This window comes from Nocardiopsis sp. NPDC057823 (genome assembly GCF_042797335.1).
In the GTDB taxonomy this organism is placed as follows: domain Bacteria; phylum Actinomycetota; class Actinomycetes; order Streptosporangiales; family Streptosporangiaceae; genus Nocardiopsis; species Nocardiopsis changdeensis.
Window position 1 is genome coordinate 127,127 of the sequence record NZ_JBHVLR010000013.1, and the last position, 15,533, is coordinate 142,659.

Below are 15,533 nucleotides of genomic sequence, written 5' to 3' on the forward strand. Positions count from 1 at the left end.
AGCCCCGGACGGCTTGACCTCGACCCGGGTTGAGGTTGTGGAATTCTCCCGGGCGCGCCCGTGCCCGGCGAGGAGGGGAACGTGGAGACGACGAGCGCGGCGGACCGCGGGGCGGCGGCGTGACCGCCGAGGCCGGGACGCCCGGACGGGCGCGGCTGTGGGCGCCTCCCCACCGTCCCGTGGTGGCCGGGGTGTTCGGGCTGATGACCTTCATCGCCTTCGAGGCCTTCGCCGTCACCACCGTGATGCCGGTCGTCGCACGGAGCCTGCACGCGGAGCAGTGGTACTCGCTGGCGTTCGCCGCGACCGCCACCACCGGGCTCATCGGCATGACCGTCGGCGGCCGCTGGGCCGACCTGCGCGGGGTGCGCCGCCCGCTGGTCGCGGGCGCGGCGATGTTCCTCGTGGGCATCGCGCTGTGCGCGGCCGCCCCCGGCATGCCGGTCTTCGTCCTCGGCCGCCTGCTCCAGGGCGTGGGCGGCGGCATCGACTCGGTCGTGCTGTACGTGGTCATCGCCCGGTTCGTCCCCGAGGACCTGCGCCCGCGCATGTTCGGGCTGCTGACCGCGGCCTGGCTGCTGCCGTCGATCGTGGGGCCGCTGGTCACCGGCGCGCTGGTGGAGCTGATGCACTGGCGGCTGGTGTTCGCCCTGGTGCTGGCCGGGTCCGCGCTCTCGCTGGCGGTGCTGCTGAAGGCGACCCGCTCGGCCCCGCGCCCGGACACCGCGGGGTCCCCGGTGGGCCGCCGGGGCCTGTGGGCGGTGGTCGCGGCCGCCGCGGTGCTGGGCCTGCACCTGGCCGGGCAGCAGCAGATGCCCTGGCTCGTGGTGGGTACGGCGGTGGGCGCGGTCGCCGCGGCGGTCGCCGCCGCGCGCCTGCTGCCCGCGGGGACGCTGCGGGCGCGGGCGGGCATCCCCCGGCTGGTCGCCTTCCGGGGCGTGCTCGGGGCGGCCAACGCCGCCACCGACATCTACCTGCCGCTGTACCTCCAGCACCGGCTGGACTTCAGCCCCGTGGCGTCGGGCGCGGTGGTGGCGATCGGGGCGTTCGGCTGGGCGCTGGGCGCCTGGATCCAGGGGCGCTCGGGTGCTCCGGCCGGTTCGCCCGCCTCGCTGCGCACGGCGGCGCTGCTGGCGCTGTGCGGGCCGGTGGCGGCGCTGGGCCTGGTGACCGGGGTGCTGCCGCTCTGGGCGACCGTGCTCGGCTGCGTGCTGATGGGGACGGGCATGGGCCTGGCCTACCCGCAGGTGAGCTCGCTGGTGCTCGCGCTGTCGCCGGTCGGGGGGCAGGGGGGCAACAGCTCGGCGCTGCAGGTGGCGGAGTCGCTGGGCGTCTCGCTGCTGATCGCGGTGACCGGCGCCGTGCTCGCCGCGTCCGCCCTGACCGGGTACGGGCCCGTGTACGGGGTGGTCGCCGGGACCGCCCTGCTGGCCGTCGCGCTGACCATGGCCTTCACCCCGCCGCCACCGGGTCACTGATCGCGTGTCAGCGGGGCGGCCATGGCCGAGAACAGCTCCTCGATCCGCGCGGGTCCTGCATCGGTCAGCGCCGGGGACCCCACGACCGAGCGCATGACCCCCAGCCCCAGCAGGAGGGCGCCGAGCATCTCGGCGCGCAGCGCGGCGTCGTCCCCCGGCAGCCGTTCGGCGAACCCGGCGAGGTGCTCGTCGCAGATCCGGACGCGCAGCTGCTCGCGCACGTCGGCCCGGCCGGAGGAACGGAGCATCGCCACCAGGGGGTGCTCGCCGGCGGGGCCGCGGTCGGCCAGGACCACCTCGCGCAGCAGGTCGGCGGCGATCTCCCCGGCCGGGCGGTCCGGTCCCCCGTGCGGTACGTCGGGGACCTCGGGCCGCATCGCCTGCGCGTAGAGCTCGCGCTTGGAGCCGAAGTAGCGGAAGACCAGCGCGGCGTCGACGCCCGCGTCCGCGGCGATCTCCCGGACGCCGACGCCGTCGAAGCCGTGCCGGGAGAAACGCAGGCGCGCGGCGTCGAGCAGGGCCGCGCGGGTGGCCGCCTTGTCGCGGCGCCGTCGTGTGGTCATGCGTGTCAGCATAAGTCATCAATCGTTGACTTAATACCCGGCTCCGCCTAGCCTTTGTCATCAACTGATGACTTGATCGGACGGGGAAACGGTATGCGGGTGTACGCCATCACCGGAGGGACCAACGGGATGGGCCGGGCCCTGGGCCTGCTGCTGGCCCGCCGCGGGGACCGGGTCCTGGCCCTGGCCAGCGGGGAGGCGGGCGGGCGAGCGCTCCTCGAACAGGCCCGGGAGGCGGGGGCGGGCGACCGGGTCGACTTCCTGCGCGCCGACCTGAGCACCGTCGCCGGGATGAACGCGGCGCTGGCGGGTGTACGCGAGCGCACCGACCGGCTCGACGGGCTCGTCTTCGGCGCCCAGCGGTTCCGCCCCGTCCGCGAGGAGACCGCCGACGGCCTGGAGTCCACCTTCGCCCTGGCCTACCTGAGCCGGTCCGTGCTCGGCCACGGGCTGGTCGACCTGCTCGAACGCGGGGAGGCGCCGGTGATCCTCAACATCGCCGGCCCCGGCGGGCTGCCGGGGCGCGTGCACTGGGACGACCTCCAGCTCACCCGGGGGTACACCGGGATGCGCGCGGCCATGCAGGGTTCGCGCTGCAACGACCTGCTGGGGGCGGACTTCCCCGCCCGCCACCCGGGGGCGCGCACCCGGTACGTCCTCTACAACCCCGGGTTCGTGCGCACCGGCATGGCCGACCCGCTGCCCGCGCCGCAACGGCTGCTCGCCCGGGCGCTGGCCCGGGTCCTGGCGAGATCCCCGGAGGCGGCGGCCGCGGACCTGGCCCGGCTGCTGGACGCGCCCCCGGCCGAGCCGGTCTCCGCGTTCCGCCGGAACACCCGGCTGGACCTGTCCGGCCCCGCCTTCGACCCCGGAGCGGCCGCCGGGCTGTACGCCCTCACCCGGGCGCTGCCGGTGGACGGCGGCCCCCCGGAGCGGGGACGGCGCGTGTGACCGCCGCCACCGACGCGCTCCATCCCTTGGGACACAGGGCCTGCCGCTTCGCCCAGACGGCACTCGTGCCCCTTACCCGTGGCTTACAGTGCGGGGGTAGGGCGCCCGGGTAAGGGTCAGAGAACCGAGAAGGAGCGTGTCGATGTTCGACAGTGTCGTGGAGTGGTTCAAGGGCATGTTCGGCGGGGCGGCCGAGGAGGCCGTCCAGGGGGTCACGGACACCGTCCAGGGGTACGGGGAGACCGCCCAGGGGTTCGGTGAGACCGCGCAGGGCTACGGCGAGGCGGCGCAGGGCCTCGGCGAGACCGCGCAGGGGTACGGCGAGGCCGCCCAGGGGTACGGGGAGGAGGTCCTCGGCGGGGCCGCCGAGACCGCCCAGGGCTACGGGGAAGCCGCCCAGGGCTACGGCGAGGAGGTCCTCGGCGGGGCCGCCGAGACCGCCCAGGGCTACGGCGAGGCCGCGTTCGGCGAGGCGGGCGAGGCCGTCCAGGGCTTCCAGGACCAGGCCGACGCCGTCGGCGGGTTCGTGGAGGACCCGGGCGGCGCCGTCACCGACGCCGCCCGTGACCGCCTCATGGGCGAGGGCGGCTGACGACGTCCTGCCCGGCACCCCCGCCGGGCAGGGCGCGTCCCGCTATCCCCGTCCGGAACGCTCCGGACCGCCTCGCGCGGCCCGGGCGGGCCCTGGGCCGTACCGGGCGCGCACCGCCGCCGCGGCCAGCGCGAGCAGGGCCGCCGCGCACAGCCACGCGAAGACGTCCCCCACGCGCGCGTACACCGTGGGGACCCCCTCCCGGGGGACGTCGGCCACCAGGAGCTGCCGATCGGTGGTGTAGTAGTCCACCGTCGCCAGGGTCCGCCCCAGCGGGTCCACCGCGTTGGCCCGGCCCCGGCTCGCCTGGCGGACCAGCGACACCCCGTTCTCCACCGCGCGGAACACCGCGTTGCGCGCGTGCATCTCCTTGATCCCCTCCCAGGTGTTGGCGCCCACGAGCAGGATGTCCGCCCCCGCCGCGCCCGCCTGCCGGACCGTGCCCGGGAAGTCCCCGTCGTAGCAGATGACCGTGGCCAGCCGCCCCGCGGGCGTGTCCGCCACGGGCACCCGGCCGTCGCCGGGCTCGTACGGCTCCAGGATCGGAATCGGGTGGCTCTTGTCATAGGTCCACAGCACGGTCCCGGCGGGGTCGACGAGGACCATCTGGTTGCGCAGGTGCGGCGCCTCCTCGGTGTAGACCGACATCCCGGCGTTCACGTACACGCCGTGCCGGCGGGCGACCCGGGCGATGTCCTCCACCAACAGGTCGCGGTCGGACTCCATGGTGAAGGCCGCCGACTCCGCCCAGACCACGACCTCGGCGCCCGCCTCGGCCTCGCGTCCGGTGGCGGCGAGCAGGTCGTCGTTGACGGCGGCGAAGCGTTCGCGCATCTCGGCGCGGTCGGCGGCGAGCAGGGCCTCCAGGGAGTCGTACTCGTGGAAGGTCGGCCGGAGCTCCTCCCAGGCGGCCTGGGAGGCGCTGACCCCGGCGACGCGCACCGTGTCGTCGGGGAGCGGGGAGAACACCAGGCGCACCCCGCCCAGCGCGGTGACCAGGACGACCGCCGAGACGGCGGCGACCAAGGCGTTCCGGGAGGACCGGTCGGCCGCTCCGCGCTCCCACAGCAGGGCGGCGGCCGAGGCGGTCCACGCGATCAGGAGGCTCACCCCGTACACCCCGGTCAGTGAGGACACCTGGATCAGCGCCGTGTTCTCGGCCTGGGTGGCGCCCAGGACCCCCTGGATCGTGCCGAAGGGCGTGACCGAGGCGACCGCGAACTCCACCGTGACCACGGCGACCGGGAAGACCGCGCTCGCCCACCGGCCGACGCGGCGGTACAGGAGCCGGTCGAGGGTGTAGGGGACGGCGTGGACCAGGGCCAGGACGAGGGCGATCGGGAGGAAGGGCGGGGACAGCAGGTCGGCCAGGGCCAGCCAGACCGTCGTGGAGACGGCGGTGGAGGCCAGGGCGACGCCGAACGCGGCGAGGGGGCCGAACGAGCGGATGGAGCGGAGCAGCAGGACGGGGTAGAGCCAGGCGAGCAGGGCGATGTCCCAGGCCGCCTGCATGGCGAAGACGGACAGGAGGGTCCCGGCCGCCCACAGGATCGCGCGGCGCACGGATGCGGAGTCCACGGATCTCCTTTCGGATCGGGTCTTCGGTTCGGATGGTGCGGTGCGGCCCGGCCGGGGCTCCGCAAACGCTACGCCGCGCGCTCCCCCGTTCCCATGGGGGATCCCGCCCGGTCTCTACGGGATGCCGCGGCCCGAACTGCGGAGTCCCGCAGTACCGGTGCGGCCCCGGGGGCGGCTACCGTCCTAGGGCGTGCTCCGCGGACACCCCCTGCGGCCCGGTGCCCGCGCCGGGGAGGGCCCCGGGCACATCCGCGGGGCGAGGACCGACGAGGAGGAGGACCCATGGGCGGCGAGGACCGGTCGGCGCGCGTCTGGGCGCGGGCCGTGGCGGGCACCGCCCTGGGCGCGGCGTCCGCGGTGGTGGAGGCCGCGGCGCTGGTGCCGCTGCTCGTCCTGCTGCCGCTGGCCGCCGCCCGGCCCGGGCGGCGGTGGCTGCACCGGCTGCTGCGGCCGTTGGAGCGGGTCGAACGGTGGCGCCTGGCCGCCCTGTTCGGGATCGAGATCGTGGGCGAGCCCGGGCCGCTGCGCGTGTCGGCGTACCTGGCGGTGCGCTGCCCGGTGGGGCTGTTCGGCGGGCTGGTGCTGGGGTTCTTCCTGCCGTCGGGGGTCTACCTGGCGTTCTCCCCCCTGGCGGTGCTGGACGGCAACCCGGTGGCGGTCGTCCCGTTCGGGCTGGCCCTGGTGTACTTGAGCGTGCAGGGGATCGTGGGGCTGGTGGGCACCGAGCGCTGGCTCGCGCGCCGGCTGCTGGGTCCCAGCCGCCAGGACCTGCTCCGGGAGCGGGTCGCCGAGCTCACCGCGTCCCGGGCCGGGGTGGTCACCGCCGTGGACCGGGAGCGCCGCCGGATCGAGCGCGACCTGCACGACGGCCTCCAGCAGCGGCTGGTCCTGGTGGGCATGGCCCTGGGCCGGGCCCGGCGCGACCCCGGTTCCGCGCGCGGCCGGGAACTGGTGGAGCAGGCCCACCGGGAGATGGGCAACGCGATCCGCGACCTCAAGGAGGTCGCCTGGCGGGTGTACCCGGCGGTGCTGGCCGAGTCCGGGCTCGCCGCTGCGCTGGACGGGCTGGCCGCCCGGTCGGAGCTGCCGATCCGGGTGTCCTGCCGGGTTCCGGCGGAGATCCCGCCGGCGGTGGAGACCGCGGCCTACTTCGTGGTGGCCGAGGCGGTCACCAACACGGTCAAGCACGCCGGGGCGACCCGGGTGGACGTGCACGTCGAGAGTGAGGGGAACGCGTTGGTGGTCCGGGTGAGCGATGACGGGGCGGGCGGGGCCGACCCGTCGGGGACGGGGCTGTCCGGCCTGGCGGGCCGGGTGGGCGCGCTGGACGGGAGCCTGGCCGTGGACAGCCCGGTCGGCGGACCGACGACCGTGACGGCGGTGCTGCCGTGCGGGTGATCGTGGCCGAGGACTCCGCGCTGCTGCGCGAGGGCCTGGTGCGGCTGCTGGAGGACGAGGGCCACCGGGTGATCGCCTCCGTCGGGGACGCCGAGGCACTGCTCGCGGCGGTCGCCGAGGAGGAGCCCGACGTGGTCGTGGCGGACGTGCGCATGCCGCCGACGCACACCGACGAGGGCCTGCGGGCGGCGGTGCGGCTGCGCCGGGAGCGCCCGGGGATCGGGGTGCTGGTGCTGTCCCAGTACGTGGAGCGGCGGTACGCGACCCGGCTGTTCACCGAGAACACCGGCGGGGTCGGCTACCTGCTCAAGGACCGGGTGATGGAGGTGGACGGCTTCCTCGACGCGCTGGAGCGGGTGGGCGCGGGCGGGGCGTCCTTCGACCCCGAGGTCGTCCGGCAGCTGCTGGCCGGCGGCGAGGGGGGCGGGCTGACCGAGCGGGAGCGCGCGGTGCTGGAGCTGATGGCGCAGGGGCACACCAACCCGGCGATCGCCGAGCGGCTGTTCGTCTCGGTGAGCGCGGTGGAGAAGCACGCCAACGCGATCTTCGAGAAGTTCGGGCTGGCCGCGACGCCGGGGTACAACCGCCGTGTGCTGGCGATCCTGCGCCACCTGGGCGCCTGACGGCGGCCCGCCGGGTGTTCCGGGACCCGGCGGGCCGCCCGCCCCGGGCGGGGGCGCTCCGGCCGAGGGGATCAGCCGAAGTCCACGTCACTGCACAGGTAGTACACCTGGTCCTGGTGGGAGGCCTTCCAGATCGTGTAGACGATGTGGTGGCCGGTGTACCCCGAGGTGCTGACGTCGATCAGGTAGTCGTTGCCGGGCGGGTACTGGCCGGTCTGCTCGACCAGTTCCAGGTCGTCCCAGCCGGGGGCCTGCGTGGTCGGGTCGAAGCCCTGGCGGGTGACGTACACCTGGAAGTAGTCCGCCCCGTGCGACGCCTGGTCGTACAGGTGGATGGTGAAGTCGTCCTCCACCGGGGTGGTCTTCCAGGCGCCGGGCGTGTCGAGGGAGTCGTAGCGGCCGCCCTCGGTGTTGCCGCCGCTGCACAGGGTGCCGTCGGGCACCTGGCCGCGGTGGTCTCCGCCGACGTTGTCGCGGTACAGCCCGTTCCAGTTCCACATGGCGTTGGGGTTGTCCTGCCACGCCTGCCAGCACATGGGGTCTTCCTGCGCCATGTCGGGGTTGAGGTGGTCGTCGCCCCAGCGCTCGAAGCAGCCGTAGTTGCGGGAGGCGGGGTCGACCACGGAACCGTGCGCGGAGGCGGGCGCGGCCGTGGCGGTGAGGGCGAGCAGGGGCAGTGCCGCCAGCGTCAGGGCCCGGGCCGCCAGGGGGAGGCGGGGGCGGGCGGTGGTCGTTGCGGTGTTCTCGTTCATTGCGTCTCCGTCGGTCTCGGCCGGGTGGCCGCACGACGGGGAGCGCTCCCACGCCGATTGTTACCCACCGGATCCGCCCCGAAACACAGCGCTCCCGAAATTCCCTCGCCGCCGGGCGCCGTCCGGGGTTAGGGTGCCGGGACGACATCCCGAGGGAAGGGGCCGCATGAACGAGCACTCCGGACGACGAGCCCTCCGCACCGCCGCGGCCGGGGAGCCGACCCGCCGCTGACGGCCCCTGGGCCGCGACCGGCGCCCCCGTCCGGGGCGCGCCGGCGGTCCGCGGTGCCCGGTGTCCCCGGACACGGCCGGGCGGAAGTCACATGCGTGTCCTCTTCCCTCCGTGTCCCGGGAGTCCCCGTGTCATCGTTGTTCCCGTTCCGCCGCACGCGCGCCGGACGCCCTCCCCTGGGCCGCGACTTCACCCTCCTGTGGTGGGCGTCGGCCCTGACCAACCTCGGCGACGGCGCGCTGCTGGCCGCCGGCCCCCTGCTCGTCGCCTCCGTGGCGCCCTCCCCCCTGGCCGTGGCGGGCGCCGCGGCCGTGCAGACCGCACCGCACCTGCTGTTCTCCCCGTTCGCCGGCGCCCTGGTCGACCGGCTCCCCCGGCGGTCGGTACTGGTCGCCGCCGACCTGGCCCGGGGCGCGGTGCTCGCACTGCTGGCCCTGGCCGTGCTGACCGGCGGGGCCCACCTGTGGGCGGTGTACGCCGCGGTGTTCGCCCTCGGCGTGGGCGAGACCCTGGCCGACACCGCCTACGGGGCCCTGGTCCCCTCGGTGGTCCCCAAGGAGCTGCTGGGCAGGGCCAACGCCCGGCTGGCGCTGACGTTCTCGCTCAACAACCAGCTGCTGGGGCCGCCGCTGGGCGCGGCGCTGTTCGCCGTGCTGTGGGCGCTGCCGTTCGGGTTCGACGCCCTCGCCTACGCCGTGGCCGGGCTGGTCGTGCTGCGCCTGTCGGTGCGGCCGCGGGCCCCGGAGCCCGAACGCCGCAACGGCGGCGGCCTGTGGGCCGACACACTCCAAGGCCTGGTGTTCGTCGGCGGCGTCCCCGTGCTGCGCACGCTGACCGGCTGCATCCTCGTCATGAACCTGACCGGGGTGGGCGCGTTCTCGATCTGGGTGCTCTACGCCCGCGAGCACCTGGGGCTGTCGGAGGCCGGGTTCGGCCTGTTCATCGCGGCCGGCGCGGTCGGCGGGGTGGTGGGCTCGCGGGTGTACGGGTTCTGGGAGCCCCGGGTGGGGCGTGCGTTCCTGCTGCGCTGGGGGCTGGTGCTGGAGGCGGCGACCTACGCGGCGCTGGCCCTGGTCTCGAGCCCGTGGGCGGCCGGGGCGGTCATGGCCCTGTTCGGCGTGCACGCGGTGGTGTGGGGGACGGCCGCGGTGACCGTGCGGCAGTCGGTCACACCCGACGGCCTGCTGGGCCGGGCGGCCGGGGTGTACCGGTGGGCCGATCTGGGCGGGGCGGCGCTGGGCGCGGTGCTCGGCGGGGTGCTGGCCCAGGCGCTGGGGCTGCTGGCGCCGTTCTGGGTGGCGGCGGCCGCGGTGGGCGTGCTGGCGGCGGTGGCCTGGCGGCCCCTGGGTGCGGCCGACGCGGAGCCGGCGACGGGGAATTCGGGACGGCGTTCCTGAAATAAGTCGTTCATATGGTGTTTACATATCACCATTGGCGGGTTACTTTTCTGGCACGCCGCCGGAACCCTCCGGGCACCGGCGCGGAAGGCCCGGCGGCGTGCCATTGTCCGTCCTTTCACCAACCCGCTCACGGCACGATTGGGAGCGCTCCCGAACCCCCGATCGCACCCCTTCCCTTCCCTTTCCCCTTTCACCCCGGAGACCGTTCTCCGGCTCCGCAGGACGCCCGCCTCCTCGCCGGGGCGGGCGTCCGTTCCGTCCGGTCCTGGGATGATGGGTGCCATCCGAGGTGGAAGGGGCGAACGTGGCGAACCCGGTGGAGACCGACACCGTCGTCGTCGGTCTGGGAGCGATGGGCGCCCAGACCCTGTGGAGGCTGGCCCGGCAGGGGGTCGACGCCGTCGGGATCGAGCGGTTCGCCCCCGGCCACGACCGCGGCTCCAGCCACGGCGAGTCCCGCATCATCCGCACCGCCTACCTGGAGGGCGAGGAGTACGTCCCGTTCGTGCGGGCCGCCTGGCGGGCCTGGGCCGAACTGGAGGAGGCCTCCGGGGAGCGGCTCGTCCACCGCACCGGGGCGCTCATGCTGGGCGCCCCCGACAGCGCGGCGGTGGCCGGCTCGCTGGCCGCGGCCGCCCGGCACGGGCTCGCCGTGGAGCACCTGTCCGGCGCCGTCCTGGCCGAACGCTTCCCCCAGCACGCGGTGCGCCCCGGTGAGGAGGGCGTCTTCGAGGAGGAGGGCGGCGCCGTCCTGCCCGAGGCGGCGATCCTGGCCGCGGTGCGGCTGGCCCGCGCCCACGGGGCCCGCGTGATGACCGGCACCGCCGTCACCCGGATCGAGCCCGACCCCGACCGCCCCCGCGTGTTCGTCGGCGACACCGAGATCCGCGCCCGGCGGGTGGTGGTGACCGCCGGGGCGTGGCTGCCGACCCTGCTGCCCTCCCTGGCCGGGCTCGGCGGCGGTATCCGGGTGGAGCGCCGGGTGCTGGGCTGGTTCCGGCTCACCGGGGACGCCCCGCCGCACGCCGCGGGCCCGGTCTTCGCCCGCGACGAGCCCGACGGCACCCTCTGGTACGGCTTCCCGAGCCTGGACGGGCGCACCGTGAAGATCGGCGTGCACGCCGAGGCCCCCGGCGCCCCGCGCCGTCCCGGGGCCCAGTGGGGCGAGCCCGTCGACCCCGACGCGGGTCCGCGCGCCCCCGACGCGGACGACGCCCGCCGTCTCGGCGAACTCACCGCCGGGCTGCGCGGTGTCGAACCGCTGCCCGAGCGCATGGCGGCGTGCATGTACACGATGACCTCCGACGAGCACTTCGTCATCGGCGGCCACCGCGACCTGCCCGGCCTGGTGGTCGCCGGGGGGTTCTCCGGACACGGGTACAAGTTCGCCTCAGCCGTGGGCACGGCCCTGGCCGACCTGGCGCGGGACGGTGCGACCGCGGTGCCGGTCTCCATGTTCGACCCGCACCGCTGGGACACCGGGCGGCCGTGACCCGCGGGAGGGGGCCGTGCGATCATCTCCCCCAGCGCGGCGCGAGCGCACCCTCCCCGTCCCACCCCCGGAAGGACCCCCGAATGCAGAACACCACCCGGCGGACCGCGCTCGTCACCGGCGCCTCCTCCGGCATCGGCCGTGCCGTCGCCGCCGACCTGGTCCGGCGCGGCTACCGCGTGTACGGGACGAGCCGCAGGCCCGAGGCGGTCGCCGACCCCGTGGCCGGGGTGGAGTACCTGGCGCTGGACCTGACCGACGCGGACTCCATCGAGGCCTGCGCCGCGGCGGCCGGGGACGTGGACGTGCTGGTCAACAACGCGGGCGAGAGCCAGAGCGGGCCGCTGGAGGAGCTGCCCATGGACGCCCTGGAGCGGCTGTTCCGCCTCAACGTGTTCGGTGCGGTGCGGCTCACCCAGCTGCTGCTGCCGGGGATGCGCTCCCGCCGGTACGGGCGGGTGGTCATGGTCGGGTCGATGCTGGCCAGCTTCCCGCTGGCGCACCGGTCCTCGTACGTGGCGTCCAAGGCCGCGATCAAGGGGTTCGCGGACGCGCTGCGCCGCGAGGTCTCCCCGTACGGGATCGGGGTGGCCACCGTGGAGCCCGGTTCCATCAACACCGGCATCAGCGAGCGGCGCACCCAGTACCTGCGCGAGGGCTCCCCCTACACCGGCGACTACCGCACCATGCTGGCCGCGCTCAACGCCAACGAGGCGGCGGGCATCCCCGCGGAGACGGTGTCCCGCACCATCCTGCGGGCGGTCGAGGACGCCCGGCCGCGGCCGCTGTACGCGGTGGGCAGCAACGCGCCGCTGGTGTTCGCGCTGCGGCGGCTGATGCCGCGCTCGGTGGTGCTGGGCATGGTCGCCCGCAGACACGGCCTGCGGTGAGCCGGGCGCCCGCCCGGGGCGCCGCGCCGTGCCTCCTCAACGGGGGACCGCGCGACCTCTCCGGAGAACGGTAAGCGGGTTGAAAGCGGGACGCCGGAGAATCGGCTGCGACGCAGGGCGCGAGGCGGCAGGCGACCACGAGAACGCCACAGGACGGAACCACGACCCGTACGCTCCGCCGGAGGGCCGGACCCTCCGGCGGTGACCGGCCCCCTCACGACCCGAGCCGTCGCCGCCACCAGTCGGGGATGTGCTCGAAGGCGCGGGGGAAGCAGCGGAAGTCCAGAACGTAGTGCCCGTCGTGGGTCCTGCGCCCGAAGCCCGGCTCGGAGTCGCGGTCGTAGGAGAAGGAGTACGTCCCGTCCGGCTCCACGGTGACATCGGCGCGGAACCACGTGCCTGTTCCGGGTTCGTACATGCCGCGGCGCAGTCGCGCCAGGGGCGCGGAAACACGGGCGGGAACAGTGAGCCGGTGGGCGCCCCCGGCCACGGCGTGCACCCCGACGCGTCCGCCCAGCAGCACCGCGAACCCCCGGACGCCGGCGCCCGCGGCCCCCTCGGCGAAGGCGGCGGCGACCTGCGCCTCCAGCGCCTCGCGCTCCCCGGGGGCCAGGGGGAGCCAGGCCCCGCCCGGGGCGGTCTCCAGTCCGTCGGGCAGGTCGTGCCTCCGGCGCCGGCCGTCGAGGGGGTGGCGCCAGGCCGGGGCGCGCCGCTCCCGGTCCCGCAAGAACGTGCTCCCCGCCGCCTGCGCACTCGCGGGTTCCCAGCCGCGGCCGTCGGCGGGGAACCAGGAGGGCCAGTGGTCGTACGCCCGGAGCACGTCGGCCCCGGTGGGGGCGACCTCCAGGCGCAGGAAGCACCAGCCGCCGTGCTCGGGGTGGAGTTCAGCCTCGTAGAGGGCGTTGAGCAGGGTCATGGGCTCGGTGAGCGGCGAGCGCCGGGCCAGGGGCTCGGGGCCGCTTTCGGCGAAGCCCCAGTTCCGGCCGATCCGCTCGTGGAGGAGGACGGCGGTGCCGCCGGGCGCGTTCGCGCGCGTCCAGGCGACCAGGGCGTCCAGAGCGGGCGAGGGCCCGGGGGCCGGACGGCCGGGGATCTCCGCACAGCGGCGCAGGTCGTCGCCCAGCCGCAGGGAGACCATCGCCTCGAAGTCCTCCAGCAGGCGTGTCCGGACCGGGGCCGCGGAACCCGCAGGGAGGGCGGGAGGGGTGCTCCCGGGGGTCAGTCCGAGCCGGGCGGCCGTGGCCAGGGCCGTCGGGGCGTCGAGCCCGCCGCGGTACCCGGGGCAACGGGCGTACAGGGCCAGGGCGCGCTCGACCACCTCCCCGGTGATTCCGGCGGTCCGGGCCCGGGACGACAGGTCGGCGACCAGGGCGTCCGGTTCCGGGGCGGGGCCCGCGGGGAGCTCGAGCCCGGCCGCGATCCTCTCCCGGACGGCCGCGTCGTCGGCCAGGTCCCCGAGCAGGCGGGACAGGCCGTCGTCCTCCACCCGGTCGTCGTAGGCGGCCCGGTCCCAGGCGGCGCCGTCCCACCAGTAGGCGAGGCCCGGCGGGCGTTCGGCCTCGTTGTCGGCCAGCCAGGCCCAGGGCAGCCAGTCGGGGGCGCCGTCCAGCGGGTCCACGCCCATGTAGAGGTGCTCGTCGCAGGAGCGTTCCGTGCCCGTGAGAACGGCTCGGCCGCCCGCCACCGGGACCAGCTCCCAGCGGCTTCCGCCGTGGTCGTCGAAGCGGATGACTCCGTCCTCGTCCGCGGTGTACCGCGTGCCCGGCGACAGGGCCGCCAGCAGGGCGGCGCGCGCCCACAGGTCGGGCAGCGGGGGCAGGTCCCCGGCGCGGCCGGGACGGTGGAAGGCCATGGAGATCCTCGGTGGTCCGGGGTGCAGGGGCGTCGGCCAACGTACACCGGCGGGGGCGGCGCGGGGGCGGGGGCGGGTGGCCGTAGGTTGGGCGTACAGATCGCCGACAACCGTGGAGGTGCCGCGTGAGCGTCGTCAAGTTCAACGTCCTGACCGTCCCGGAGGGTGCCGGGGCCACGCTGGAGGAGCGGTTCGCCGACCGCGCGGGCCTGGTGGAGGGGCAGCCCGGGTTCGAGGAGTTCCAGCTGCTGCGCCCGGTGGAGGGCACCGACAAGTACCTGGTGTACACCCGGTGGCGGTCCCAGGAGGACTTCGAGAACTGGCTGAAGAGCCGGGAGTTCCGGCAGGGGCACGCCCAGGCCGCCGCCGACGCGGGCCGCACCGGGCACGGCCACGGGCACGGGCACGGCGGTCCCGCCGCGACCGGCAGCGAACTGTGGGGCTTCGAGGTGATCCAGCGCGTCTCGGCGAAGGACGAGGGGTGACGGGGGCCGGGGCGTGACCGACCCCGGGTGCCCGCCCCGCGCGGGCACCTCCCCCGCCGACCACCTGGCGGCGGCGCGCGGCTCCCGTGATCCCGCCGAGCTGCGCCGCCTGGCGGCCACGCCCCACCCGTTCGTGTGGCAGGCCCTCGCGGAGAACCCGCGCACACCGGCGGACACACTGGCGCTGCTGACACACGCCCGGTCGGACGAGTGGAACGACCACCGTCTGCTGCGCCTGTTGGCCGAGCACCCCGGGGCCGACGGCGAGGTGCTCGGCGCCGTCCTGCGGGCCGTCGCCGCATCCCTGACAGCGGGTGCCCGGCCCTACGGCGCCGCGCTCGCCCTCGCCGGGAACCCCCGGGCGGACCCGGGTGAGGTCGCGGCGCTCGGAGCCCTGCGCGGGGCCTCCGCACGGTTGCGGCGGGGGCTGCGCGAACGGCTCGCGGTCAGGGGCTCCGCGGGGCCCGGGCCTCGATGAGGAAGCGGGTCGTGGTGGCGGTGAAGGAGCCCTCGCGTTCGATGTGGTCGTGCATGGCGCGCAGCCGGTCGAGGTACTTCTCCACCGTGAAGTCCGGGACCATCCACACGACCTTGCGCAGGAAGTAGACCACCGCGCCGACGTCGAAGAACTCGGTGTGCAGCTCCTCCAGCCGCAGGTCCACCACCTCCAGCCCCGCCGCCTCGGCGGCGCGGCCGGCGTGGTCGGGGCTGCGGTTCGCCCGGACCTCCTCCGGCTGGGGGCCGAGGAAGAACTCCACCACCTCGAACACGCTCGCCGGGCCGACCTCCTGGGACAGGTAGGTGCCGCCCGGGGCGAGCACCCGGGCGATCTCGGGCCAGTTGGCGGCCACCGGGTGGCGGGAGACCACCAGGTCGAAGGCGTCGTCCCCGAACGGCAGGGGATCGGTGTCGGCCGCGGCGACCACCACCGCGCCCAGGGGGTGCAGCAGCCGGGTGGCCCGGGCGACGTTGGGCGGCCACCCCTCGGTGGCGACCGTCAGCGGCGGCCTGCGCGGAACACCCGCCAGGAGCTCCCCTCCCCCGGTCTGCACGTCCAGGGCGGCGCTCGCCCGCGCCATGCGTTCGGCCACCAGGCGGTGGTAGCCCCAGGAGGGGCGCTGCTCGGTGGCGCGGCCGTCCAGCCAGGAGAAGTCCCACCCGGCCACGGGTGCGTCGGCGGCCTCGGCCACCAGGTCGTCGAAGGTGCTCATGGAGGCATGTTCACATCCGGGACCGTCCGCGGCCAG

Annotated in this window: 15 protein-coding genes; 10 read left to right on the plus strand and 5 right to left on the minus strand. The window is 75.7% G+C overall.

Going from position 1 to position 15,533, the window contains the following annotated elements; genetic code table 11:
- Positions 1-119 precede the first annotated feature (119 nt).
- Positions 120-1,478 (plus strand): MFS transporter, encoded by a 1,359-nt coding sequence (locus ACFVNO_RS20920; protein WP_378894916.1) that lies wholly within the window; start codon positions 120-122, stop codon positions 1,476-1,478.
- Here ACFVNO_RS20920 and ACFVNO_RS20925 read toward each other — a convergent pair.
- Complete coding sequence (locus tag ACFVNO_RS20925) at positions 1,472-2,041, minus strand: TetR family transcriptional regulator (RefSeq protein WP_355262100.1); 570 nt, start codon at positions 2,039-2,041, stop codon at positions 1,472-1,474. The two genes, ACFVNO_RS20920 and ACFVNO_RS20925, sit on opposite strands and share 7 nt — an antisense overlap.
- 72 nt (positions 2,042-2,113) lie before the next feature.
- Here ACFVNO_RS20925 and ACFVNO_RS20930 point away from each other — a divergent pair, with 72 nt between their 5' ends.
- Both ACFVNO_RS20930 and ACFVNO_RS20935 read left to right on the plus strand, forming a co-directional pair.
- Positions 2,114-2,992 (plus strand): SDR family NAD(P)-dependent oxidoreductase, encoded by an 879-nt coding sequence (locus tag ACFVNO_RS20930; RefSeq protein WP_378894920.1) that lies wholly within the window; start codon positions 2,114-2,116, stop codon positions 2,990-2,992.
- Positions 2,993-3,134: 142 nt separating this feature from the next.
- Positions 3,135-3,584, plus strand: coding sequence for a hypothetical protein (locus tag ACFVNO_RS20935; protein ID WP_378894923.1), 450 nt, complete (start codon positions 3,135-3,137; stop codon positions 3,582-3,584).
- 42 nt (positions 3,585-3,626) lie between these two features.
- Here the strand turns inward: ACFVNO_RS20935 and ACFVNO_RS20940 are convergent, their stop codons facing one another.
- The gene (locus ACFVNO_RS20940; protein WP_378894926.1) at positions 3,627-5,162 is read right to left on the minus strand and encodes an apolipoprotein N-acyltransferase; all 1,536 of its coding nucleotides are present in this window, start codon (positions 5,160-5,162) and stop codon (positions 3,627-3,629) included.
- A gap of 282 nt (positions 5,163-5,444) precedes the next feature.
- Here ACFVNO_RS20940 and ACFVNO_RS20945 point away from each other — a divergent pair, with 282 nt between their 5' ends.
- Positions 5,445-6,560 carry a sensor histidine kinase gene (locus ACFVNO_RS20945; protein ID WP_378894929.1) on the plus strand — a complete coding sequence of 372 codons (1,116 nt, stop codon included), beginning with the start codon at positions 5,445-5,447 and terminating at the stop codon, positions 6,558-6,560.
- Positions 6,551-7,183: a response regulator gene (locus tag ACFVNO_RS20950; protein WP_378894932.1), complete on the plus strand. Its 633-nt coding sequence runs from the start codon at positions 6,551-6,553 to the stop codon at positions 7,181-7,183. Before ACFVNO_RS20945 ends, ACFVNO_RS20950 begins: the two co-directional genes overlap by 10 nt.
- Before the next feature lie 71 nt (positions 7,184-7,254).
- Here ACFVNO_RS20950 and ACFVNO_RS20955 read toward each other — a convergent pair whose 3' ends face one another.
- The gene (locus tag ACFVNO_RS20955) at positions 7,255-7,935 is read right to left on the minus strand and encodes a lytic polysaccharide monooxygenase auxiliary activity family 9 protein (RefSeq protein WP_355262118.1); all 681 of its coding nucleotides are present in this window, start codon (positions 7,933-7,935) and stop codon (positions 7,255-7,257) included.
- Positions 7,936-8,295: 360 nt separating this feature from the next.
- Between ACFVNO_RS20955 and ACFVNO_RS20960 the strand changes: the two genes are divergently transcribed.
- The 3 genes from ACFVNO_RS20960 to ACFVNO_RS20970 all read left to right on the plus strand — a co-directional run bounded on the left by ACFVNO_RS20960 (position 8,296) and on the right by ACFVNO_RS20970 (position 11,949).
- A complete protein-coding gene (locus ACFVNO_RS20960; protein ID WP_378894935.1) occupies positions 8,296-9,564 on the plus strand; it encodes an MFS transporter in 1,269 nt (422 codons plus the stop codon).
- Positions 9,565-9,871: 307 nt separating this feature from the next.
- Positions 9,872-11,059: an N-methyl-L-tryptophan oxidase gene (solA, locus tag ACFVNO_RS20965; RefSeq protein WP_378894938.1), complete on the plus strand. Its 1,188-nt coding sequence runs from the start codon at positions 9,872-9,874 to the stop codon at positions 11,057-11,059.
- 83 nt (positions 11,060-11,142) lie between these two features.
- Complete coding sequence (locus tag ACFVNO_RS20970; protein WP_378894941.1) at positions 11,143-11,949, plus strand: SDR family oxidoreductase; 807 nt, start codon at positions 11,143-11,145, stop codon at positions 11,947-11,949.
- A gap of 214 nt (positions 11,950-12,163) precedes the next feature.
- Here ACFVNO_RS20970 and ACFVNO_RS20975 read toward each other — a convergent pair whose 3' ends face one another.
- The gene (locus ACFVNO_RS20975) at positions 12,164-13,801 is read right to left on the minus strand and encodes a hypothetical protein (protein ID WP_378894944.1); all 1,638 of its coding nucleotides are present in this window, start codon (positions 13,799-13,801) and stop codon (positions 12,164-12,166) included.
- Between the two features lie 125 nt (positions 13,802-13,926).
- Here ACFVNO_RS20975 and ACFVNO_RS20980 point away from each other — a divergent pair, with 125 nt between their 5' ends.
- Together ACFVNO_RS20980 and ACFVNO_RS20985 are read left to right on the plus strand one after the other, a co-directional pair.
- Positions 13,927-14,286, plus strand: coding sequence for an antibiotic biosynthesis monooxygenase family protein (locus ACFVNO_RS20980; RefSeq protein ID WP_378894947.1), 360 nt, complete (start codon positions 13,927-13,929; stop codon positions 14,284-14,286).
- 13 nt (positions 14,287-14,299) lie between these two features.
- Positions 14,300-14,764: a hypothetical protein gene (locus ACFVNO_RS20985; protein ID WP_355262137.1), complete on the plus strand. Its 465-nt coding sequence runs from the start codon at positions 14,300-14,302 to the stop codon at positions 14,762-14,764.
- Here the strand turns inward: ACFVNO_RS20985 and ACFVNO_RS20990 are convergent.
- Entirely contained in the window at positions 14,733-15,497 is a 765-nt protein-coding gene (locus tag ACFVNO_RS20990; RefSeq protein ID WP_355262140.1) for a methyltransferase domain-containing protein, read from the minus strand. The genes ACFVNO_RS20985 and ACFVNO_RS20990 overlap by 32 nt on opposite strands.
- Positions 15,498-15,533: the final 36 nt, after the last annotated feature.